This is a genomic window from Psychromonas sp. MB-3u-54, assembly GCF_002836415.1.
Classification (GTDB): Bacteria; Pseudomonadota; Gammaproteobacteria; order Enterobacterales; family Psychromonadaceae; genus Psychromonas.
The window spans coordinates 86177-110349 of sequence record NZ_PJBP01000178.1 but is presented as its reverse complement, the minus strand read 5'-3'; the positions used below and the strand labels follow the sequence as shown (position 1 = coordinate 110349).

Sequence of the window (24173 nt, the reverse complement as noted above, 5' to 3'; positions counted from 1 at the left end):
TTGTGACTCCCTAACAGACAGTTTGCAAACGCTATTAAACAGTTTACTCCTCTTTGAAGAAGTGATTATTTATCAACCAGTAAGGAATTAAAATGCCACAGTATCGTTCAAAAACATCAACCCATGGCCGTAATATGGCGGGTGCTCGTGCACTATGGCGTGCAACTGGCGTGAAAGATGATGATTTCGGAAAACCAATCATTGCCATTGCTAACTCATTTACCCAATTTGTTCCCGGCCATGTACATTTAAAGGACATGGGGCAACTTGTTGCAGGAGCCGTTGAAGCTGCCGGCGGGATCGCCAAAGAGTTTAATACTATTGCCATTGATGATGGTATTGCTATGGGTCACTCGGGTATGCTCTATAGCCTGCCCTCTCGTGATTTGATTGCTGATTCGATTGAATATATGGTCAATGCACACTGCGCCGATGCCATTGTTTGTATCTCCAACTGTGACAAAATCACGCCGGGAATGTTAATGGCGGCATTACGTTTAAATATTCCGGTTATTTTTGTGTCCGGTGGTCCGATGGAAGCGGGTAAAACCAAACTTTCCGATCAAATTATCAAGCTCGACTTAGTTGATGCGATGGTCATGGGACCGGATAAAAATGTTTCCGATGAAGATCTGGCTAAAGTTGAACGCAGTGCCTGCCCGACTTGCGGGTCATGCTCTGGTATGTTTACCGCCAATTCAATGAACTGTTTAACCGAAGCACTGGGGCTTTCATTGCCGGGTAACGGCTCAATGCTTGCGACCCATGCCGACCGTGAACAGCTGTTTTTAGAGGCGGGTGAACGTATTGTTGATATTACTAAACGTCATTACGAACAGGATGATTATTCAGTATTGCCGCGAGCAATTGCCTGTCGGGAAGCTTTTGAAAATGCAATGGCACTTGATATCGCCATGGGCGGCTCAACCAATACAATTTTACATCTGTTAGCCTGCGCTCAGGAAGCTGAGCTGGACTACACCGTGGCCGACATGGATGAAATGTCCCGCCGTATTCCTCAGCTTTGTAAAGTTGCGCCTTCCACTCCTTTGTACCATATGGAAGATGTGCACCGTGCGGGTGGTGTGATGGCTATTTTAGGCGAATTGGATCGCGCGGGTTTATTAAACAGTAATATTCCAACTATCCTTAGCCCGACCATGAAAGAGCAGTTGGCAAAATACGATATTATGCAAACCACTGATTCGAAAATTATTGATTTTTATCGTGCGGGACCAGCCGGTATTCGTACGGTAAAACCCTTCAGTCAGTCTTGTCGCTGGGATACCGTTGATAATGATCGCGCAGCAGGTTGCGTCCGTTCACTGGAGCATGCCTTTAGCACTGAAGGCGGTCTTGCCGTATTATTTGGGAACATGGCCGTTGACGGTGCTGTGGTTAAAACAGCTGGCGTTGATGATGATAATCTTACCTTTACCGGCCCGGCTAAAATATACGAAAGCCAGGATGATGCAGTAGCCGCTATTTTAGGGGGTAAAGTGGTCGAAGGTGATGTGGTTGTTATCCGTTATGAAGGCCCTCAGGGCGGCCCGGGCATGCAGGAAATGCTTTATCCGACCAGTTACCTGAAATCCATGGGCTTAGGTAAAAAATGTGCATTAATTACCGATGGCCGTTTCTCAGGAGGTACCTCTGGACTTTCAATCGGTCACGCTTCACCGGAAGCCGCCGCCGGTGGTGTTATTGGTCTGATTGAAAATGGGGATATTATTGATATCAACATTCCAACACGGTCAATGGACTTAAAGGTATCTGAACAAATCTTAGCTGAACGTCGCACTGCAATGGATATTCATGGCTGGAAACCCGTTAGCCGTGAACGCCACATTTCAACGGCACTCAAGGTTTATGCTTTAATGGCAACCTCTGCCGATAAAGGCGCAATACGCGACATAAGCAAGCTGAAATAGAAACTGACGGCTGTCGGCTGATGGCTGACGGCTGACGGCTGATGGCTGACGGCTGACGGCTGACGGCTGAATTTAACCTATCTGCTTAACACTGTCCCGCTCAACTAATGTGGGTTCTAACTTTATTTCTAAATCATTTTCTCTTTTGCTTTGAATTTTATCTAACAGGGTATCAAAGGCTTTGCGCCCTAAATTAAATTTAGGTTGATGAATAGTGGTCAATGAGGGGGTGAAAAACCGGGCTATTTTAATATCGTCATAGCCAATAATAGATAAATCATCGGGAATTGATATACCATGTTTGCTGGCGCTGTTAATAACACCCAAGGCCATCATATCGTTGCAAACAAACAGTGCGCTGGGCAAGGTGCCTCTGCTTAATATTTTATCGAAGGCTTGTTGACCCCCTTCACATTCAAAATTGCCGTCCGCCAGCCAATCAGGATTGATGAAAATCCCGGCATCCAGCATCGCCTGTTGATAACCCGCCCAACGTTTCTCAGCCATCGGTTTATTGAGAGGCCCGGTAATACAACCAATTTTTCGGTGACCTTTTTTTATCAGATACTCGGTTGCTAGATAACCACCAAGATAAGAATTATCCTGTATTTTATCTGCCGGAAAATGCGTTTTACCACAATCCATGACCACGGTCGGCACGGCTTTATGGCGGGCAAAAATATCCAGATTTTGACTGACAATCTCATCGCTCATCAATAATAATCCATCCACCCTTTTTTGCAGCAGCATGTCGATATTAAAACGTAAACGCTCCAAATCTCCTTCCGTATTACAGAGCAGTAAATTATAACCTTGCTCATAACAGCGGCGCTCAACCCCCTTTACCACTTCCGCAAAAAAGGGATTCGTTGAGGTTGTCACTAACATACCAAAGGTATGTGTATATTTAAGCTTAAGGCTTCTCGCTAAGGCTGACGGCGCATATTGCAGTTGATCGACCGCCTTTTTTACGCGGGCCGTGATATCTTCGCTGACATAACGTGTTTGATTTAAAACATGACTGACCGTTGAAGTCGATACGCCGGCATGTTTTGCTACATCTTTTATGGTTGCCATTCGCGTTCTTACATCCTTATATTATTATTTTTATCCATTTGTTGTAAAAATTGCTCAACCGCCTGGCGATTCGGAATTGATGTTTGTGCCCCTTTACCGGTTACCGTGATCGCGGCTGCGGCATGGGCAAAACGAATCGCTTCTTCCACACTTGCCTTTTCCAGCAACCGGGTCAATAGCGCACCATTGAAAGTGTCTCCTGCAGCTGTTGTATCCACGGCTTTTACTGCGAAACCTTTTATCTGCTTACCCGTGCCAGCCCGGCTTAACCAGACCCCCTCACGACCCAAAGTTATCATCACCGTTTCGATTCCCTTGTGATGCAACTTTTCAGCGGCTTGTTGTGCGGAGGGCATATCCTTGACTTTAATACCGGTAAGCTGCTCAGCTTCCGTTTCATTCGGCGTAATAATATCAACCAATTTTAATAAATCATCGCTTAATGATTGTGCAGGAGCCGGATTTAAGACTACCACAGTGGCTGATAATTTAGCCGTTTCAGCAGCAGCCTGAATAGTTTCAATAGGCGTTTCCAATTGCATCAGCAGCATTTCAGCTGCGCTGATAAGAGAGGAAAAAGGGCTTATTCGCTCCGGCGTGAGGTGATTATTGGCTTCGGCAGATATGCAAATACTGTTCTCTCCGCTGGCCGACACTTGAATCATGGCGATCCCTGTTGGCGTCTTTTTTTCAATCATAACACCATCAACATTGATTCCATCACTTTTAAAAGCGTCACGAATATTAACCCCGAAACTATCATCTCCAACGCAGGCAATAAACGCGACATCGGCGCCCAAACGCGCAGCCGCGACGGCCTGATTAGCGCCCTTTCCCCCGGGGATAACAGCATACCCCTTGCCGTACAGGGTTTCTCCGGGACGCGGGAAAGAGGGGACTTGTAAAACATGATCGGCGTTAACGCTGCCTAGAACGACTAATTTATTCATAAATAAACCATTTTAATTAAAGTTAAAATACATTGTTTAAGCTGGGCCTATTTATCTTTCGGGATTGTTTTTGCAGCAGTTTGTAGATTCTTTATACAAGGCAGAGCTTATGCCGTGTAGTTATTCTACATAAATAAGCGATAACGCCGTAGAAAGGAGCTACAAATGCTACCCGAAGGGTTCGGCTAAAAGCGTTTTACTCTTTGTTGCGAGGTATTTACTTAGAATGACTAAGCTACACAGCTCGCGCCGCTTTTATCACGAACAAAAATTAACCACGAAAGATAAACAGGCCCTAGTTTTAAACAAGCTTAAACAATGTATTTAAGATGTTAAGAGTAAAAATACAGCCCGAGAATGAAATCCTCAGGCTGTTGTAAGTGCACATTTAAAATTATTTAACAATCATCATTAACGACACTGGAATGTATTTTTCGACAGCTTCACCTTCAAGTACTTTTGCTGCAGATTCAACACCGAGAGAACCAATCAGACGCGGTTGTTGAGCAATAGTAGCCCCAAGCATCCCACGTTTTACAGCCGCAATACCACCTTCTGTTCCATCAAAACCGACTACTAATATTTTCTTACCCGATGCCTGTACGGCACGAATAGCCCCTAATGCCATTTCATCATTTTGGGCAAATACAGCTTGAGTGTCAGGCTTAGAGGCAAGCAGATTTTCCATTACATTCAGACCTTTGGTACGGTCAAAATCAGCAGGTTGGCTGGCTAACAAGTCCATCTTGTAGGTGCTAACAGCTTTCATGAATCCTTCACCACGCTCACGTGCAGCCGACGTACCGGCAATACCTTCGAGCTGTACAACTTTGGCATTTTTACCGATTTTATCATTAATAAATTTACCGGCCATTTCGCCACCGGCTATGTTATCAGATGCAATATGAGTAACAACATCACCACCTGCAGCACCACGGTCGAGTGTTAACACCGGAATATCAGCTTGATTAGCAATGCGAATCGCATTAGTCACCGCATCGGAATCAGTCGGATTGATTAGAATAGCTTTTACGCCTCGAACAACAAGATCTTCAACATTTGATAACTCTTTGCTGGGATCATTTTGTGAATCAAGCACAATCAGCTCATAGCCTAATTCCTTTGCCTTATCCTCGGCTCCCTCTTTCATGCTCACAAAAAAGGGATTATTTAAGGTTGAAACAACCATAGCGATAGTATCTTGAGCCATCGCACCGGCACTGAAAGAAGCTGAAATAACAGCTGCGGAAATCAGTTTAGTAAATTTTTTCATGTTATGTTCCTTTGCTTTTGTTAATAATATTACGGCGTTTTTCAACATCCGCGGGGGGTAAAATAAAATTTTATTTGTGTTTATTATCGACCAGTACAGCCAGCAGAATGACCAGCGCTTTAACAATCATCTGAAAGTAGGATGATACGTCCATTAGGTTTAATGCATTGTTTAAAACGCCAATAATCAGAGCGCCGATCAGAGTGCCCATAATCCGTCCTTTACCACCCGCTAAACTTGTCCCGCCGACCACCACCGCAGCAATAGCATCTAACTCATAGCCCATGCCGGCTGTGGGTTGTGCCGAGGATAAACGCGACGTAATAATGATCCCGGCAAGCGCCGATAATAATCCGCAAATGGCATAAACACCGATCTTAACGCGATCGACATTTATTCCGGATAAGAGTGTTGCTGACTCATTGCCGCCCAAGGCATAAACATAACGGCCAAAACGGGTGTGATTGAGCAGATACCAGATGGCGGCAAAAACCGCAATCATGATCCAAACCGGTACCGGAATACCAAACACATAACCCGTTCCAAACCAGGCAAAATTATCCGCAACATCGGTGTACCCGGCCGAAATCGGGCGGCCATCGGTGTATACCATAGTCACCCCACGGAGTAAGGTCATGGTTACCAGAGTTGCAATAAAGGCTTGTACTTTTCCTTTGGCAATTATCCCCCCCGTTGCACAGCCGAGCAGCGCCCCGCCTAATAATGAAATGGGGACGGCAATGAAAATAGGTATTTCCAGGCTGATCATACTGGCGGCAAAGGCACCACATAAAGCAAGAATAGAACCCACACTTAAATCGATACCGGCAGTTAATATTACTAATGTCATGCCTGCCGCAATAATAGCGATTACCGAGGTTTGACGGAGAATATTAAGCAGATTATTAACCGTAAAAAAATATTCATTCATAAATGCCACAACGGTGATCAGCAAAATTAATGCAATCAGGGATTTCTGCTCAATAAGCCATTCTTTATTGAACAGCTTGCTCTTGTGTTGTGTCTCTATCACTTTGTTGTTCATGCTGTTACCTCGTTGCTAATTTTACCAACAGCACAAGCCATTAGTTTTTCCTGATCAGCGTCTGCGTGGTTAAATTCACCGCTGATTCGACCTTGATGCATTACAATAATACGATCGCTCATACCCAGTACCTCGGGCATTTCAGAAGACACGAGAATAATACTCATGCCTTCCGCTTTAAATTGGTTAATAAGTTGGTAGATCTCTTTTTTAGCACCGACATCCACACCGCGAGTCGGTTCATCAAGGATCAACACTTTTGGTCTGGTCATCAACCCTTTAGCGATCGCGACTTTTTGCTGATTACCGCCGGATAAATTGCCGATAATTTGATCTTTTGACGGGGTTTTAATATTAAATAAACCGATGAAGTCTTCAACGACCATCGTTTCAGCATGATGGTCCAGCTGTATTCCTTTGGAGAATTGTTTTAATGCACAAAGAGACATATTTTCTTTAACGGATAATCCAAGAATCAGTCCGTCACCTTTACGGTCTTCGGAGATATAAGCAATACCATTAGCAAGCCCCTGCTGAGGATTGCGAGGGTGAATAGGAGTGCCTTCTAAAAGCAGTTCACCAGAGTCGCGTTTTAATGCGCCATAAATCACCTTCATCAATTCAGTGCGCCCCGCCCCCATTAAACCTGAAACACCCAATATTTCACCGTGATTAAGGGTGAAACTCACATTATGAACATCAGCAGCCGATAAGTTTTTCACCTCCAAGCAGGTTGTACCATGGCTGCTGTCTATACGCGGATACTGCTCATCCAATCGGCGTCCAACCATTAATTCGATTAGAGTGTCTTCATCTATCTCAGCCACTTTGCGCTCTGTAATAAATTTTCCGTCCCGTAACACGGTGATATCATCACAAATCTCAAAGATCTCTTTTAAACGATGGGAGATATACACAATGCCGTAACCCGCATCGCGTAGTTCGTTAATCACTTTAAACAGAGACGCCGTTTCCGTATCGGTTAATGCATCCGTCGGCTCATCCATAATAATAACGTTGGATTTAAACGACAGTGCTTTTGCTATTTCAACCATCTGCTGCTCACCGAGACTAAGATCCCCGAGTAGCTGCGAGGATTTATGTTTTACATTTAAACGCTGCAGCAAAGCATCCGCTGCATCAAACATAACAGACCACTTAATACCGCCAAATGCATTGGTTATTTCGCGGCCAAGAAAAATATTTTCGGCAATGGTTAATTCCGGAATCAGGTTCAACTCCTGATGAATAATACCAATGCCCGCCTCCTGTGACTCACGCGGTCCGGCAAAATTAACCTTCCGGTCTTGATAACGCACTTCACCTTGATCAAGCGCGTAAATACCGGTTAATACTTTCATTAACGTTGATTTACCCGCACCATTTTCCCCTAATAAAGCCATGACTTTACCGGGATAAACATTTAAACACGCATTATCAAGGGCTTTTACGCCAGGGAATGATTTATGAATGCCTTTTAGTGCTAAAATTGGCTGATCCATCTCAGCTCCTTAATCATTATTTGTAACTAAAAAACCACACCAGATTGGAAGATAACATTGGCATAAGCTGTACATTCACCCGTGCGAACCACAGCGATGCTGTTATGTGTTCTTTTCTTAAAGTCTTCATGACTGATATAGGTAAGATCGATCTCACCGCCAGCAAGCTTTTCCTGTTCGACAAGTTCAATTAATGCCCGGTGTAAATCAGGACTGACTTGTTTGAATTCACGAGCTAACAGAACGCCCGTAATTTGCATTTCACTTAATATCACGCGAACCGTATCAATAAATGCAGGTACGCCATGGGTTAAGGCAAGATCAATTCGCTGTGTATCGTGTGCAATGGGCAGCCCCGCATCACAGATAGTTATTTCATCAAAGTGTCCTAGTGAAGCTATAAGGTAAGATAATTCGGCGTTAAGGAGTGCGGTTTTTTTCATGGACTTCGCCTTGATAATGCATTGTCTATTTAAGATTATTAATATATTCAATATTATTGTTTTGTGACTTCCGTAAGCGAAACGATTGCGCAAACGTTTCGATGGCGTCAATTTAAAACAGAATGGGATACTTTGCACTTTAATTAAAGTAAATATGTGACTGGGATCTGACAGAAAGGCTGAATATTTCCTGTGGCAGGCATTCAATTTGTGATTTAGAAAAGGGGTCTATTATTGAGCTGGTAAACGCTTAAAACAAAAAAACCGCGATAAACGCGGTTTTTATTTTTCTAATCAGTCAGGTTGATTAGAAAGCCTTATAAAGTTTTAGCTGTATCCACTACATTCTCTACAGTGAAACCAAACATTTTAAATAACTGTTCAGCGGGTGCTGACTCACCAAAGGTGGTCATACCGATAACTTTGCCGTTTAAGCCGACATATTTGTACCAGTAATCAGCAATCCCTGCTTCTATCGCCAGACGCTTAGTAACTGCAGCTGGTAGAACAGACTCTTTGTACTCGGCGCTTTGTATTTCAAAAATATCAGTACAAGGAAGAGATACAACACGGACCGCTTTACCCTGTGCAGTTAATTCGTTGTAGGCTTCAACAGCAAGTTGTACTTCAGAACCCGTTGCAATCAGCATAATCGACGCTGGATTTGCAGCGTCAAACTCTTTACTTTCAAGTAACACGTAACCACCTTTAGCGACATCACTAAGTTGCTGTGCATCACGAGGCTGAGGTTGTAGATTTTGACGACTGAAGACCAGTGATGTCGGACCATCTAAACGCTCAATGGCTGATTTCCAGGAAACTGCAGATTCTACGCTGTCACAAGGGCGCCAAGTATTCATATTAGGGGTTAAACGCAAGCTGGCAATCTGCTCAACGGGCTGATGGGTTGGTCCATCTTCGCCCAGACCGATTGAGTCATGGGTAAATACCTGAATCGCACGCTGCTTCATTAATGCCGACATACGTAAACCGTTACGTGCATATTCCATAAACATTAAGAAGGTTGCACCATAAGGTACAAAACCTTTATGCAGAGCAATACCATTAACAATGGCAGACATTGCAAACTCACGTACACCGTAGTGTAGGTAGTTGCCCGATGCGTCATCGGCGGTAATAGCTTTAGTACCAGACCACATAGTCAGGTTAGAAGGTGCTAAATCGGCAGAGCCACCTAATAATTCAGGTAACATTGCGCCAAATGCTTCGATGCAATTTTGTGATGCTTTACGAGTTGCGATATTCGCCTGACTCGCTTGTAATTCCTCGATATACTGGGTAGATTTAACTTCCCACTCGCTTGGCATATCACCGTTGATACGACGCTTATATTCAGCCGCTAATTCCGGGAATGCAGTTGCGTATGCGGCAAATTTATCATCCCATGAATTTTCAAGGGCTTGTCCCTGTTCTTTATTATCCCAACCGGCATAAATATCTTCAGGAATTTCAAAATCGCCGTAGTTCCAGCCTAATGCTTTACGTGTAGCGATGATTTCGTCTTTTCCAAGTGGCGCACCGTGACAGTCATGTGTACCCTGTTTAGCCGGAGAGCCAAAACCAATAACAGTTTTACAACAAATCATAGTGGGTTTTGCGGTTTCAGCTTGAGCCGCTTCAATCGCCGCTTTAATCTCGGCGCTGTTATGACCATCAACAGAAATCACATGCCAACCGTATGCTTTAAAGCGTGCCGGTGTATCATCCGTAAACCAGCCCTCAACGTTACCGTCGATTGAAATACCGTTGTCATCCCAGAATGCAATCAGTTTTCCGAGTCCTAAGGTGCCCGCTAATGAGGATGCTTCATGTGAGATCCCTTCCATTAAACAACCATCACCTAGGAAAGTATAAGTAAAATGATCGACGATATCGTGCGCTGGACGGTTAAATTGCGCCGCTAATGATTTCTCAGCAATCGCCATACCCACAGCATTAGTCAGACCTTGGCCTAACGGACCCGTTGTTGTTTCGATACCCGGTGCGTAACCATATTCCGGATGTCCAGGTGTTTTAGAATGCAGTTGACGGAAAGATTTAAGATCCTCAATTGACAGTGCATAACCGGTTAAATGCAGTAGCGAGTAGATCAGCATTGATCCATGGCCATTAGACAGAATAAAACGGTCACGATCGGCCCATTGCGGGTTAGTTGGGTTATGTTTTAAGAAATCACGCCAAAGGACTTCGGCTATATCAGCCATCCCCATTGGAGCTCCAGGGTGACCTGAATTGGCTTTTTGTACGGCATCCATACTGAGTGCACGAATCGCGTTAGCTAGCTCTTTACGAGGTGGCATGTCTTTCTCCTGATAGGTTGTAATTGAGTTCAATTGCTGAAAATTTAGTGATCTGGTGTAGAGCGCCGCGATTATCCCAAATATTGGGGGGTACTGGCAATGAAAAAGATGACAATTGCGTGCATATTTTTAAAAAATATTTATCATTTTTTGCCGGAGGCGTAAAATCACAGTGGACGCTCCATAACCTGCTATGCAGCAGGCCATCATTTTTAAAAAAAAGCGACTTAGGTCGCTTTTTTAATATTTTTTATAATAAAGTCAAAAAAAATATTAACTTTGCTGTTCCACATAACCGCTATTCCGATTCGGTCCAAAAACAAAAATAATACCTTTATCGAGCAATATTTGCGTGGTTTTATCAAAAAAGGTAACGGCTTGATCGCTGGGCATATGTTTTAAAATGAGCTCAATGGCAATATCAAAACCTTTGCCGTCGGGTAATGCTTTATCTAATTCGCCCGATTCAATAAAATGCAGGTAAGTATTGATTTTTTCCTGAAGCGTATAAAGGTGTACATTTTCAGCATCCCACACCAGAGCATCTATAATACTTAAAAAAACCCGCTGCGCTTCTTTCTCCAGCCCAATTGCATCAATAACATCGGTATCAACTACACTCATCTTTTTGCCTTTCTCTAAAATAACAGTTAAATAATTTAGAACGATTTTGAACCGCCAGCATTGACTTTAAGCCGCGTAACCTAATATAAAATAAGAAGATTTTCTATTAGGTTATTCCTGCTACTCAATAAGCTGCCAACCCTCAAATCCACCATTAACACTATACACATCTAAATAACCCTGATCACAAAGGTATTGTGCAACACCTTTACTGCTATTGCCATGGTAACAGATGACAAATATTGTCCTATTAATCTCGACATCTTTTATAAAGTCAGCGATGGTATCGTTAGTGAGGTGAAAAGAGCCTTCTGCATGCGCTGTATCAAAGGAGTTGGAATCTCGAATATCAACGAGTTGAATATTTTCTTTTAGTGAGCGTTGTTTCGCATCAAGAGCATTAATTAACTGATAGCCTGACATAATTTTTTCCTATTAAAAGTAACTTGTACAGACTTAATCTAACAAATAGTCTTAAATAGTTGCAACATTTCATTTACATGCCGGATAAATAGTTATCCGTTAGCCGTTTATTTTTGACCGTCATCTCTTAGTTACTTTTATGAATGATTTAAAATATATGATGATTTTTGATAGTTAACTTAAGCATTAACACTGAAAGTGTCTTCTAAAAGAGGAAAACCGAGATTGATAATATTTATAGGGAACCCTTTGATATTATCAAGCTACACGGCTTAATTCGCCCACGTTGAGATGCCACTTTAAATAATTGCATGGTATAATCTGTACTATTTTTTTGATTGATTTTTTAATATTCCCATTAAGAGGTAAAAAGATGTTTATAGTCACAGGTGGTGCAGGTTTTATCGGCAGCAATATCGTCAAATCCCTTAATCAACGTGGTATCACCGATATCCTGGTTGTTGATGACTTAACTGACGGTACAAAATTCGTTAACCTGGTTGATTTGCAAATCATGGATTATATGGATAAAGATGAATTCATTACCCAAATTGTCTCCGGCCAGGATTTTGGTGATATTGAAGCTATCTTCCATGAAGGCGCCTGCTCAGCGACCACTGAGTGGAACGGTAAATTCATGATGGACAATAATTATGAATATTCTAAAGATCTGCTGCATTATTGTATTGAGCGTGATATTCCGTTTTTATACGCTTCATCTGCCGCAACCTATGGTGGTAATGATACTTTTAAAGAAGAATTAAAATATGAAAAACCGTTAAACGTTTACGGTTACTCTAAATTCCAGTTTGATCAATATGTGCGTCGTATTTGGGAAGATGCCAAAGCGCATGATGAAACACTGCCGCAAATTGTTGGTTTTCGTTATTTTAATGTCTACGGTCCGCGCGAGCAGCATAAAGGCAGTATGGCAAGCGTTGCATTCCACCTCAATAACCAGCTAAATGCCGGTGAAAATGCCAAACTTTTTGAAGGCGAGCATAAACGTGATTTCGTTTATGTCGGTGATGTCTGCAAAGTAAACCTGTGGTTCTTTGATAACAATGTTTCAGGTCTTTATAATCTGGGCACAGGGCAAGCAGAATCTTTCCTTGAAGTAGGTAAAGCCGTTGTTGCTTATCACCAGAAAGGCGAAGTGCAACGTATCCCCTTCCCTGAACATTTAAAAGGCCACTACCAAAGTTTCACAGAAGCTGATTTAACCAACCTGCGGGCAGCGGGATATGATAGTGAGTTTAAGTCAGTAGCGGAAGGTGTTGCACTTTATTTATCTGAAATAAATAATAGCAATAAATAACCATGGTAACTAACAACGAAAAATAACAGCGTGCTGCTGAAAACACAAATTTATCAGTTAATAACAGATCAATTATTGAGAAAACAAATGCTCCATAGAAAACTTCCTTTGATTAGTAACGCGCTAATTTTTCTGTTCTCTGCAACATTATTATTATCAGGGAAAAGTTATTCATATATTGCCATCACACTCTGCTTAGTGTCGTTATTAGCTTTACCTATAACGCTTAAGCACAAACTACCTTCAGACGTTTATAAAATAGGGTTGGCATTAAGTGGTTATTTTTTTGTAACCGCTTTATCTGTCTATTGGTATGGAGGAAAAACCAGTAATATGGATATGCCCAGCCGCACTATTCTTATTCTCCCGGCATTAATTTTTTTATTAAGCTCCCCCCCCAAAAAAGAGTGGGTATTTAGGGGGATACTAGTCGGCTCATTCCTTAGCGGGTTAATTGCTTTATACCACACTCAAATATTACATATCCGTGCATTTATGGCTTTTGAATATATGGTGATTCAAGCGGGTGATATGGCCATGTCTTTAGGTGTTTTTTCTTTGCTGATAGCCGTACATTACCTCAAAGAAAAAAACAAACACTTAGCTTTACTTGCCTTAGTTTGCGCGATCCTCGGCATACTGGCCAGTCTGCTATCAGGCGTCAGAGGGGGCTGGCTGCTGAGCCCCTTTGTGATGCTTGGATTCTTAATTATCAATCGTCATTTAATATCGAAAAAGATTGCCATCAGCATGATCTTTTTTAGCATAGTTATTGGAGTGATTTCCTATCAAACGGTAGCACCCCGCGTAAATCTCGCGCTTGACAATTTCAACCAGTTTAGCGAAGAAAATAACGCCAACACCTCAACGGGCGCGCGCATCGAAATGTGGAAAAGTGGTCTATATGCTTTTACGGCTAAGCCCATTTTTGGTATTGGTTACCAGAATAGGCAAAGCTTTAATCAAGCATTAGTTGATAATAATTTGGTTGATCCGATTGTTCTGCGCTTCAATCGCTTACATAATAGTTTTATTGAAGAATTGTCTATTAAAGGTATTATCGGTTTAACCGCTTTAATGGCTTTCTTTCTTGTGCCTATGTATTTTTTCCTACGCAGAGGTAATATTAAACATGATATTTTTACTCAGTTAGGAGTAGCACATATAATCCTGGTTATGGGCTACTGTCTTACCCAGAACTATATTAATCATCATTCAGGCATGCTGCAATATTTAATGTTTACCATCATTTTCTACGCCATGCTGTATAACGAAAATGACAATTCACTATCAACCCCCACCGACTTAAAGTAGAGCAGGTCGAATTTATAGACTAAAGTCCGGTCAAAAACCCGTAGTTTTAGTTCACGGCTTTAAAATCATGATCGGCTTCGGGCTAAAAATATTTCTCAGCCCAAAAACGTACCAATAGCCTTTTTAAATTAGGGAAACTTTCAAAAAATTGCGATCTTTCAGTCTTCTAAATTTAATAACTTTTCTTTAAATGCTAAAAATTGTTTTTCCTTTTCAAAGCACTGTAATGCTTTTTGCTGCTCCTTAAATGCCAATTTTTCTTTTAATTCTTTAGATAAATTCAATAATTGAATCTGTTTAGAAAAGTGTTGAGGACTAAATACATTGAACAATAATCCATTTTCAAGATGGTCAATAATTTCAGGTACCCGCTTGAATAAGTATCGGAATATCATTGCGATGGCCACATATTTTCACTTTAAGCTGATCCAGCTCTAAACCACCTAATAAATCTGTTCAACAATATTAAGATCTAATCCACTAATAATTAAGGTAAATATATACACCCAAACTATTTGGATACACATCTTCAAACAGTTTGGGTGTATATGAACTTACAGGTCTAAGTTGAGATGCCACTTTAAATAATTGCATGGTATAATCATAACAATTTTTATCATTAATTTTTCATATTAATTAGACTCCATGCAGAGGTGAAAACATGTTTATAGTTACAGGTGGCGCAGGTTTTATCGGCAGCAATATTGTCAAATCCCTTAATCAACGTGGTATTACGGATATTCTCGTTATTGATGATTTAACTGACGGTACCAAATTCGTTAATCTGGTTGATTTGCAAATCATGGATTATATGGATAAAGATGAATTCATTACCCAAATTGTCTCCGGCCAAGATTTTGGTGATATTGAAGCGATTTTCCATGAAGGTGCCTGCTCAGCAACTACCGAGTGGAACGGTAAATTCATGATGGACAATAATTATGAATATTCTAAAGATCTGCTGCATTACTGTATTGAGCGTGATATTCCGTTTTTATACGCTTCATCTGCCGCAACCTATGGTGGTAATGATACTTTTAAAGAAGAATTAAAATATGAGAAACCGTTAAACGTTTACGGTTACTCTAAATTCCAGTTTGATCAATATGTGCGGCGTATTTGGGAAGATGCCAAAGCCCATAATGAAACACTGCCGCAACTTGTTGGTTTTCGTTACTTTAATGTCTACGGCCCGCGCGAGCAGCATAAAGGCAGTATGGCAAGCGTTGCATTCCATCTGAATAACCAGCTTAATGCCGGTGAAAATGCCAAATTATTTGAAGGAGAGCATAAACGTGATTTCGTTTATGTCGGCGATGTCTGCAAAGTAAACCTATGGTTCTTTGATAATAATGTTTCAGGCATTTATAACCTCGGCACAGGTAAAGCAGAATCATTTTTAGAGGTTGGTAAAGCCGTTGTCGCTTATCACCAGAAGGGTGAAGTTGAACGCATTCCCTTTCCTGAACATTTAAAAGGTCGCTACCAAAGTTTCACTGAAGCTGATTTAACCAACTTGCGGGCAGCGGGTTATAAAGGTGCTTTCAAGTCTGTTGCACAAGGTACTGCTGAATATATGGCTTGGTTGAATAAATAAGATGAAAATATTAATTATCGGCCCTTCTTGGGTCGGTGATATGGTGATGTCACAAAGTCTCTATATTACATTAAAAAATAAACATCCAAAGGCTACTATTGATGTTATGGCACCAGCATGGTGCAAGCCTATTCTTGATCGCATGCCAGAGGTTAATAACGCTATTGAAATGCCCTTAACACATGGACAGTTCTCTTTTTTTGAGCGCAGAAAACTTGGTCAAGCATTGTCTGGGGAGCAGTATGATCAAGCTTATATTTTACCCAATTCGGCAAAATCTGCACTGATCCCTTTTTTTGCTAAGATACCCAAACGTATAGGCTGGAAAGGAGAAATGCGTTACGGGCTATTAAACGATCTACGGCCAAATAAAAAATCATTTCAGTATATGGTTGAACGTTATGTTGCATTAGCCTTTCCTAAAAAACAGATGCAAGATTCAGCCAGCTTGGGAGGACTCGATAACCTTGCAAAACCCTCTTTATTTATTGATGCGGATAAACAATTACAAGCACTTAAAAAGTTTAACTTAAATCAAAATAAGCCTATTTTAGGTTTGTGCCCCGGCGCTGAATTTGGTCCGTCTAAGCGCTGGCCGGAAGAGCATTATGCCAAAGTTGCCAATGAGATGATCAATCAGGGTTATCAAGTTTTTTTATTTGGCTCGGCAAAAGATGCCTTAGTCACCGATAAAATAAAAAGCCTAGTTGCAGTTTCAAACCAGCAAGCCGTTTACAATTTAGCCGGTACAACCAACCTTATTGAAGCCGTTGATTTGCTAGCGGCCTGCCAAACTGTCGTTAGTAACGACTCAGGTTTAATGCATATAGCAGCAGCCGTTGGCTGTCGCGTAGTGGCTGTTTATGGCTCGACATCACCAAGATATACACCTCCTTTGGCAAAGGCAGTGGAAATAGCCCATACCGATATCGGCTGTCGCCCCTGTTTTAAACGTACTTGTAGATTTGGCCACCTAAAATGCCTTACTGAATTACAGCCGAAACAGGTATTACTCAGTATTCAAAAGCTCAACGCAATTAAAGTCGCAACATGTTAATACGATTTATTTATTCTGCTCTGTTAATACTTATTGCCCCCTTCTTTCTTTATAAACTATATAAAAGAAAAGAGGGGAAACCCAGTGTTGGTAAACGCTGGAAAGAGCACTTTGGTCAGACTCCAAAACTGAACAATCAAAGCGTACAACCAATATGGATCCATGCAGTCTCTGTCGGAGAAGTTATCGCGGTTACAGCGCTGATCCGAGCACTAAAAAAACAAATGCCAGAGCTACTTATCGTACTTACCACAACGACCAGTACCGGGGCTGAGCAAGCAAAAAAATTAATTCCTCTTGTGGAGCATAGATATATGCCCCTTGATTTTAATTTTGCAGTCAAAGGATTTCTCAAAAAAATCAAACCAAGGCAACTATTAATTATGGAAACCGAGCTTTGGCCAAATACCCTGCATAATGTTGCTAAAAAACTGATTCCAATTGTTATTATCAATGCCCGCCTCTCTCAGCGTTCAGCAGATCGATACGCAAAGTTCCCCGCTATTTTTAATCTATTAGCTGGAAATATTAGTAAAATACTTTGCCAACATCAAGATGATGCAAAGCGTTTTACAGAGCTTGGAATTAATGCGGATAAAGTGCATGTCACAGGCTCAATAAAATTTGATATAGAGATAACGCCACAAGTAAAAAATGCTGCCAGGGCACTTCGATCCGAGCTCGGTACTCAGCACCCTATTTGGATAGCGGCAAGTACCCATCAGGGAGAAGATGAACAAGTACTAGCGGCTCATAAGAAAGTATTACAAACCTTTCCGAACGCATTGCTGATACTTGTACCCCGCCACCCTGAACGGTTTAATGAAGTATTATTACTGTGTCAGCGCAATTATTTTAGTGTTATTAAACGCAGTATGAAAAATAAAATTACTGCGAATACACAAGTCTATTTAGCAGATACCATGGGCGAAATGTTAATTTTACTTGGCGCTGCAGATATCTGCTTTATGGGTGGCAGTTTAATAGGGGATAAAGTGGGGGGACATAACTTACTCGAACCAGCTGCTTTGGGTATACCTAGCCTGACAGGCCCAAGTTATTTTAATTTTACAGAGATCACCAAACAATTAAATAACGCGGACGCTACTACTATTATCCATAATGCTAATGAGTTAGCCGAACAACTTATCAGCTTATTTAGCAATAGCGAAAAACTGCAACAACAAGGTCAATCTGCCCTCAAGATTGTCCAACAAAATCAAGGGGCGATTTTAAAAACATTGCAGCAATTGCAGTTAACGTAATTGCTGCAGTTTCGAACAGAGCTATTATAACTGCCCAGTTTTGTAAAAATACTTATTGGCAACCAATAAAGAGATTAACTGCTCTCGCTTTTCATTCTTAAACTGGCTCACATAATGATTGGCATTTTTAATTATTAATAATGCTTCTTGCTCATGAGCCAAATAATATTCCATTTTATCTACCAAATCAGAGTAATCATCTTTTAGCTCAACATAATGCACACCTGCTTGTAGCTTCCCTTCCATAAACCAGGTTTCAAATTTCGGCTTAGACATTAAACACAACGAATTTGAAGACATAGACCACTTTAAGTTAGTTGCAACATCATTGCCTTCAATGCAAAGTGAAAATTTATATTGAAGCTGCTCTTCTATACTCATATAACCCTTTTCCCATGGATTCCCTCGGTAAGGTTTGGTTTGTCCAATATTGCACATAGGATGATTATAAAATTGTTTCAACACCACTAAACGATGTGGCTGATAACCTACCCCTCGCCATACGACTTTATCTTTTTTCTTCTGATAAGGAGTGTTATCTTCTATAAAGTTAAAATGGCGAATTTTATTAAGTTTAAGCAGCACTGCATTTTCATTATTATCTGCGATGGGACGACTTTTTAAAAAGCTCGGTATTTCGGGCACTTTGGTAACATCTCCAAGCACCGCTGAAAATTTAAAATGTGCAGGGAAATACTTCAGTACATTTCTTAAGTCAAAAAAATAAGTAGTACCTTCTTTTTTTTTAAATTTTCCTATCGTCATATCTGCTGTATTGATAGAAGCATGCGTTGGCAATTTATTGTAGTAATTAACTCGCTTTAATATCTTCTCTTGCTCAACTAGACTGATTTTTTTTAACTTTAAATCACGATTAATTCGGTAAAAAAAATTAGGAATTAACAAGGTAAGGGTATTAAAAAGATAATAATTAAAACGTTTACGTTGGTTTCTATGACTCATCATCCAGCCTATTTATAAAAATTATTATGCGTACTAAGCTCAAGCTTAATTAATACCGTTATCACAACGAATAAGTTTTTTTCTTATCGTATTATCCAGAATACGATCTCGTTCAGTGAGCGAGTCCCTAGAATTTTCGATATGGAACAAATGATAGCCCACAGCCAAAAACTTAAGGTATAAACGTCTACGACCTAAATTAAGCATTCGATGTGTAAATTCTGAATCTTCTCGTCCCCACCCCACAAAATCTTCATTAAAACCATTTATAGCAATAACATCATCTCGCCAGAATGCCATATTACATCCTCGGGTAGCTTTATCATTATTACGTTCATAGGAAAAAATTCGACTCAGAAATTGATTGTGGATGCAGTTTTTTCTATTACGGAGTCCTTTTGAGAAAATATTAGGAACCAAGTTTAAATTCATAATTTTTTTTGTACAAATTTCATTAGTCAGCACTCGTCCACCTTGAACAAACCAGTTGGCTCTTGCCGTTTTAATATGTGATTCAATAAATCTAAGTGATAAGACAATATCACCATCAATCATTACAATATAATCACACGAAGTTTTAGCAATCGCTAAATTTCGACTATGTGCCAGCCTAAAGCCCTTATCTTCAATCCAACTATGGATTAAAGGCACTGGAAACGTTTTTTTATGTTTTTTTATTAATTCAGCCGTATCTTCGCGTGAACCATCATCAGCAACAATAACCTCATCGGGTAATACAGTTTGTCGTTTAACGCTTTCAAGAACAGCATTCAGGGCTTCTTTCCAGTTGTAAGTCGTAATAATTAATGCTGTTTTCATCTATTTTTCTCCTGCTCTCGAAGCCACAAATCAATATATTTAACAAAAGTGGAATGCATACCTAACCAAGCAAGAATAAAACCGTGCTTGCCATCTAAGAAGCCTAATTTAATAAAATACATTTTGAAGAAACAGGTAAAAGCATGAATAATTGCAGTTGTTAATCCGCTGTTCTTTTTACCCTCTCTCTGATCAGTCCAGGCTTTAATATAACCCGTTGTTTTATTAATATAATGATGCAAATTATCATAAGTGTCATGCAGTAAATACCCATTAATTTTTTTTACAATTAGACCTTCACTTTCCACTTTTTCATGTACCAATGCATAGTTATATCCGGCTTCATTATGACGATACAAACGCAATATCCAATCAGGTGACCAGCCTGAATGTTTGATACATTTCCCAAAAGCGCTACTTAATCGGTTTATCAGATAACCCGTATTTTTTTCATTCTTCCGGACAACGCTCTGAATTTCCAATTTTAATTCTTCAGTCACTCGCTCATCCGCATCTAGGGGTAATACCCAGGTTGAACTCATATAGGATTGGGCCAGTTGACGCTGTTTACCAAATCCTGGCCACTCTTTATTAACGTAGAACTTATCTGTATATCGCTTAGCAATTTCGGCGGTATTATCTGTACTGCCTGAATCAACAATAACAATCTCATCAACCCAGTCCTTAACCGTATCCAAACAAGCAGCTAAATGCTTTTCCTCATTTTTAACAATCATTAGGACACCGATAGTAGGCTTATGATCCATATTTAATTCCTTTATTTTCTGAACTATTAATGGCGAGATCTAATGATATTTTATCAACCATCTTAATTACCGCACTTGCTTCGATACGCCCCATCGCAAGTTTATCTTTAACCCGAGCTCGCCATGATAAATCAGATAATGCTTTACCCGTTTCAGCTTCAATTGCCTGTTGATAAGCACTGACCACATAATCACGATATAAATAAGGACCAGTACGCAAAGGGTTATGATGCGCATACAAGCCTATTACGGGCGTATTTACAGCAACCGCCATATGTGCGGGACCGGTATCAGGCGCAATAACAAGCTTACTTTCTTTTAATAACGCTAACATCTGTTTCAAAGAACTTTTACCAACAAGATTGATAATATTAACTTGGCAAAGAGCAACAACATCTGCAGCGACTTCAATTTCAACCTGCGCAGGGCTTCCTGCTAATATGACTTGAAAGCCTTTTTTCACAAGGTGCTCTATGACCTTTGCATAGCCTTCCGCAGTCCAGTTTTTATAGGTTTTACTCGCAGCTGGTACTACCACTACAGTCGCTTGGTTATTAATCTGTGTAACAGCCCATTGTTTATCTTGAAAACTAATAGGGATATTCCAATTTAACGCTAGTTCTGTAATTCCTAGCTCTTTTGCAAACTGTGAAAAACCGTCTAGAACATGTGCTGATTTTGGTGAAGGGACTTTATGGTTGATAAAAAAAGACTGCATATCACTGCTGCGCTGCTTATCAAAGCCTAATTTATATTTAGCTTTTATACCTAAGCTCACCATGCTGGCCCGTAATGCTGTTTGCATATGTAGTAACGCATCAAATTTGCGACCTTTTAATAAAGACCAAATTTCCAAATAGCCTTTAAAACCCTTTTTTTTATCAAAAGAAAGTACTTCTACATTATCTAAATCACCTAATAACTGAGCTTCTAATTTCCCCATAACCCAAACTATTTTAGTAGTTGGCCACTGACGTTGAATAGCTTGCACGACAGCACTGGCATTACAAACATCCCCTATAGCAGATAAGCGCAATATACAGATAGATTTGGGTGCGGATATAAACAATGGCATAATAATTATGAGCATATAAATAAGAACAATATAACTAATAATTATGCAGCTTAATCTCCATAATGTATAGACAAAATGCTCCCATATAGCTTCAATGGTGAGCAGTGAGTAAAATATATAAAAGAGTAGCTCAAAGCCCAAAAACCATCTTAGTATCTACTGAGGCTAGCCCCACACTGTCACTATCGCATTAGAGCATAAAATAGCTCATACTGCTTATATAGATATGAGTTACAAACTGACTATAAAGTGGAATTACTAGCAATATAGAAAGTTTAAACAAGATAAGTTTTGCTCGTAAAAAAAGACGACAAGACAATTGTGCCCATTAAGCCTTGAAATTAAAATGCACCACACATCAACTTATAACCGGCTGAGTTATAAGTTGATTAGATAAAAAAAAGACCGCATACTAATCTGGATGCGTTTCCCCCTAAAATAGAGTATTGATAGGCGCCCAAATGAATGAAACAAGAGAACTGCAGCTACATCAACTCAAAATTTTAGAGCAAGTCATTGCTCTTTTTGAAGAGGAGGGTTTAACCTATTTTGCAATTGGAGGAACAGCTTTAGGAGCTTTCCGGCATCAAGGATTTATTCCATGGGATGACGATATTGATATCGGTATGCCAAGAGCTGATTATGATAAATTTTTAACACTTCAAACCAGATTACCTGAAAATCTTTTTATTCAACATTATTCAACTGATCCCGACTATCCACTCTATATAGCAAAGGTTCGTGATTCAACGACTCGCTTTGTAGAAAAACGATATCAGAAGCTTGATATAAATCATGGCATTTTTATAGATATTTTCCCCTGGGATAATATTCAAAATTTAACGAGCCAAAAAAAATCTTGTGATAGTGCATTTGCTCGCTTTAGACGCTGCAATATGAACAAGTACAAAAAGAAGAGTCCATTAAAGTTTCTTAAAACTCTTATTTATAAAGCAATATATGGATTTAAAACCTCTCAAAAACAATTTAATGAATTGGATCAAGAACATAAGTTTTTCAATAACATCAGTACCAACGCTCTAGGTAATGCATCATTTAAAGATACTATTACTCATAATGCTCTATATCCATTAAAGAAAATACAATTTGAATCTATTCAGATTAACTGTCCAAATAATATGACAAAGTATCTAACCGATAAATATGGTGATTACATGCGGATCCCAGAAGAAAAAGATCGTATAACCCACAATCCAATTGAAATCTGTTTTAATATCAATAAGTAAGGTTAAAAATGAACAAGCGAGTTATTACTTTTGGAACCTTTGATGTATTCCACGTTGGCCATATTAATATTCTTGAACGATGCGCTTCTCTTGGAGATACATTAATTGTCGGGGTATCCAGCGATGCATTAAACTTTTCAAAAAAAAATAGAGATCCTATCTACGACCAAGAAAGTCGTTTAAAAATAATCCAATCATTACGCTTTGTCGATGAAGTTTTTATTGAAAAATCTTTAGAAAAAAAACGTGAGTATATAGAGTTTTTCAAGGCAGATATACTCGCAATGGGAGATGACTGGGAAGGGAGGTTTGATCAGTTTAATGATATTTGTGAAGTTGTATATTTCCCTCGTACACCATCAATTTCGACAACCGAAATCATAGAAATTGTTAAACAAATTTAGCTATTATCCTATTAAAAAAGATAGAAATGAAAACCTTGCTTACTCCAAAAAAATTTATTTATTATGATCCAGTGTTACTGTCAGAACCTGTTCAGCATATTTTTGATGATAATTATTGGAAACAAAAAAATGCTATCACTGGTTCAGCCCAAGGCAGAGGCACCACATGGTTTGTGCAAACAAAGGTCATCGAAGCCGCTTTACGGCATTATCGACGAGGCGGTTTACTGGGTAAAATAATCAAAGATGGTTATCTCTTTTTCAGTTGGGAAAAAACCCGCAGTCTGCAAGAATTTAAATTATTAGAAGAACTCATTCGCGATGGGGTCCATGTTCCTCGGCCTATTGCCGCTCGCGCGATAAAAAAAGGATTTTACTATCAGGCTGATCTGCTCTCAGAAAAAATACCTAATGCTGAAGATCTGGTTTCTATTCTGCAATCACAATCATTAAGTTGTTCATTATATAGCTATATTGGTCACGAGATTCGTAAAATGCATAATGCTCAAGTTGATCATACGGATCTCAATATCCACAATATTCTGATCGATAAGAGCAATAAAGTCTGGATAATCGATTTTGATAAATGCACTAAACGAGTAGGAGACAGTTGGAAGGGGAATAACTTAACACGTTTAAGACGTTCATTTCTTAAGGAAGTCAAAAAACGCAATATTCACTGGTCAGAAAGCGATTGGACGACACTCATTCAATCTTACCATAAATAAAAACCGCTTTAGCTAAAGCGGTTTTTGTTC

At 40.0% G+C, this 24173-nt stretch carries 23 protein-coding genes; 9 read left to right on the top strand and 14 right to left on the bottom strand.

Annotated features, from left to right (window positions below):
• Positions 1–92: 92 nt before the first annotated feature.
• Positions 93–1931 (top strand): dihydroxy-acid dehydratase, encoded by a 1839-nt coding sequence (gene ilvD, locus CXF72_RS16250; protein WP_101040580.1) that lies wholly within the window; start codon positions 93–95, stop codon positions 1929–1931.
• Positions 1932–2003: 72 nt separating this feature from the next.
• Here ilvD and CXF72_RS16245 read toward each other — a convergent pair whose 3' ends face one another.
• The 9 genes from CXF72_RS16245 to glpE all read right to left on the bottom strand — a co-directional run bounded on the left by CXF72_RS16245 (position 2004) and on the right by glpE (position 11589).
• Complete coding sequence (locus tag CXF72_RS16245; RefSeq protein ID WP_101040578.1) at positions 2004–3008, bottom strand: substrate-binding domain-containing protein; 1005 nt, start codon at positions 3006–3008, stop codon at positions 2004–2006.
• Between the two features lie 8 nt (positions 3009–3016).
• On the bottom strand, positions 3017–3958 hold the full coding sequence (gene rbsK, locus CXF72_RS16240) for a ribokinase (RefSeq protein WP_101040577.1): 942 nt from the start codon (positions 3956–3958) through the stop codon (positions 3017–3019).
• Positions 3959–4352: 394 nt separating this feature from the next.
• Complete coding sequence (rbsB, locus tag CXF72_RS16230) at positions 4353–5231, bottom strand: ribose ABC transporter substrate-binding protein RbsB (protein WP_101040575.1); 879 nt, start codon at positions 5229–5231, stop codon at positions 4353–4355.
• 70 nt (positions 5232–5301) lie between these two features.
• Complete coding sequence (rbsC, locus tag CXF72_RS16225) at positions 5302–6276, bottom strand: ribose ABC transporter permease (RefSeq protein WP_101040573.1); 975 nt, start codon at positions 6274–6276, stop codon at positions 5302–5304.
• On the bottom strand, positions 6273–7778 hold the full coding sequence (gene rbsA, locus CXF72_RS16220) for a ribose ABC transporter ATP-binding protein RbsA (RefSeq protein ID WP_101040571.1): 1506 nt from the start codon (positions 7776–7778) through the stop codon (positions 6273–6275). Before rbsA ends, rbsC begins: the two co-directional genes overlap by 4 nt.
• Positions 7779–7804: 26 nt before the next feature.
• Positions 7805–8221, bottom strand: coding sequence for a D-ribose pyranase (gene rbsD / locus CXF72_RS16215; protein ID WP_101040569.1), 417 nt, complete (start codon positions 8219–8221; stop codon positions 7805–7807).
• A 317-nt stretch (positions 8222–8538) separates the two neighbouring features.
• Positions 8539–10542, bottom strand: a complete 2004-nt coding sequence (gene tkt, locus CXF72_RS16210; protein WP_101040567.1) for a transketolase — start codon at positions 10540–10542, stop codon at positions 8539–8541.
• 273 nt (positions 10543–10815) lie between these two features.
• Positions 10816–11166 (bottom strand): DUF6572 domain-containing protein, encoded by a 351-nt coding sequence (locus tag CXF72_RS16205; RefSeq protein ID WP_101040565.1) that lies wholly within the window; start codon positions 11164–11166, stop codon positions 10816–10818.
• Positions 11167–11286: 120 nt separating this feature from the next.
• Positions 11287–11589, bottom strand: a complete 303-nt coding sequence (gene glpE, locus CXF72_RS16200) for a thiosulfate sulfurtransferase GlpE (protein WP_101040563.1) — start codon at positions 11587–11589, stop codon at positions 11287–11289.
• A 373-nt stretch (positions 11590–11962) separates the two neighbouring features.
• On the opposite strand from glpE, the gene rfaD (CXF72_RS16195) reads away from it, so the two are divergent.
• Both rfaD (CXF72_RS16195) and CXF72_RS16190 read left to right on the top strand, forming a co-directional pair.
• Positions 11963–12907, top strand: a complete 945-nt coding sequence (gene rfaD / locus CXF72_RS16195; RefSeq protein WP_101040561.1) for an ADP-glyceromanno-heptose 6-epimerase — start codon at positions 11963–11965, stop codon at positions 12905–12907.
• A gap of 87 nt (positions 12908–12994) precedes the next feature.
• A complete protein-coding gene (locus CXF72_RS16190; RefSeq protein WP_157823279.1) occupies positions 12995–14221 on the top strand; it encodes an O-antigen ligase family protein in 1227 nt (408 codons plus the stop codon).
• A gap of 158 nt (positions 14222–14379) precedes the next feature.
• Here the strand turns inward: CXF72_RS16190 and CXF72_RS16185 are convergent, their stop codons facing one another.
• Positions 14380–14628, bottom strand: coding sequence for a hypothetical protein (locus CXF72_RS16185; protein ID WP_101040558.1), 249 nt, complete (start codon positions 14626–14628; stop codon positions 14380–14382).
• A gap of 254 nt (positions 14629–14882) precedes the next feature.
• On the opposite strand from CXF72_RS16185, the gene rfaD (CXF72_RS16180) reads away from it, so the two are divergent.
• Genes rfaD (CXF72_RS16180) through waaA form a run of 3 tightly spaced genes read left to right on the top strand, consistent with a single transcriptional unit; the run spans position 14883 to position 18140 of the window.
• Positions 14883–15818 carry an ADP-glyceromanno-heptose 6-epimerase gene (gene rfaD, locus CXF72_RS16180; RefSeq protein ID WP_101040556.1) on the top strand — a complete coding sequence of 312 codons (936 nt, stop codon included), beginning with the start codon at positions 14883–14885 and terminating at the stop codon, positions 15816–15818.
• 1 nt (position 15819) lies between these two features.
• The gene (gene waaF, locus CXF72_RS16175) at positions 15820–16875 is read left to right on the top strand and encodes a lipopolysaccharide heptosyltransferase II (RefSeq protein WP_101040554.1); all 1056 of its coding nucleotides are present in this window, start codon (positions 15820–15822) and stop codon (positions 16873–16875) included.
• Entirely contained in the window at positions 16869–18140 is a 1272-nt protein-coding gene (gene waaA, locus CXF72_RS16170; RefSeq protein ID WP_101040551.1) for a lipid IV(A) 3-deoxy-D-manno-octulosonic acid transferase, read from the top strand. The genes waaF and waaA overlap by 7 nt, the downstream gene beginning before the upstream one ends.
• A gap of 24 nt (positions 18141–18164) precedes the next feature.
• Here waaA and CXF72_RS16165 read toward each other — a convergent pair whose 3' ends face one another.
• From CXF72_RS16165 to CXF72_RS16150, 4 genes are read right to left on the bottom strand one after another with little or no spacing between them, the layout of a single operon-like run.
• Positions 18165–19103: a glycosyl transferase family 90 gene (locus tag CXF72_RS16165; protein WP_101040549.1), complete on the bottom strand. Its 939-nt coding sequence runs from the start codon at positions 19101–19103 to the stop codon at positions 18165–18167.
• A 45-nt stretch (positions 19104–19148) separates the two neighbouring features.
• Complete coding sequence (locus CXF72_RS16160; protein ID WP_101040547.1) at positions 19149–19922, bottom strand: glycosyltransferase family 2 protein; 774 nt, start codon at positions 19920–19922, stop codon at positions 19149–19151.
• On the bottom strand, positions 19919–20689 hold the full coding sequence (locus CXF72_RS16155) for a glycosyltransferase family 2 protein (protein ID WP_101040545.1): 771 nt from the start codon (positions 20687–20689) through the stop codon (positions 19919–19921). The genes CXF72_RS16160 and CXF72_RS16155 overlap by 4 nt, the downstream gene beginning before the upstream one ends.
• A complete protein-coding gene (locus CXF72_RS16150; protein ID WP_101040641.1) occupies positions 20679–21764 on the bottom strand; it encodes a glycosyltransferase family 9 protein in 1086 nt (361 codons plus the stop codon). The genes CXF72_RS16155 and CXF72_RS16150 overlap by 11 nt, the downstream gene beginning before the upstream one ends.
• A gap of 461 nt (positions 21765–22225) precedes the next feature.
• Between CXF72_RS16150 and CXF72_RS16145 the strand changes: the two genes are divergently transcribed.
• Genes CXF72_RS16145 through CXF72_RS16135 form a run of 3 tightly spaced genes read left to right on the top strand, consistent with a single transcriptional unit; the run spans position 22226 to position 24143 of the window.
• Positions 22226–23011: a LicD family protein gene (locus tag CXF72_RS16145; protein ID WP_101040543.1), complete on the top strand. Its 786-nt coding sequence runs from the start codon at positions 22226–22228 to the stop codon at positions 23009–23011.
• A gap of 8 nt (positions 23012–23019) precedes the next feature.
• Positions 23020–23415: an adenylyltransferase/cytidyltransferase family protein gene (locus tag CXF72_RS16140; RefSeq protein WP_101040541.1), complete on the top strand. Its 396-nt coding sequence runs from the start codon at positions 23020–23022 to the stop codon at positions 23413–23415.
• A 26-nt stretch (positions 23416–23441) separates the two neighbouring features.
• Positions 23442–24143, top strand: coding sequence for a 3-deoxy-D-manno-octulosonic acid kinase (locus CXF72_RS16135; RefSeq protein WP_101040539.1), 702 nt, complete (start codon positions 23442–23444; stop codon positions 24141–24143).
• The last annotated feature ends 30 nt before the right edge of the window (positions 24144–24173 follow it).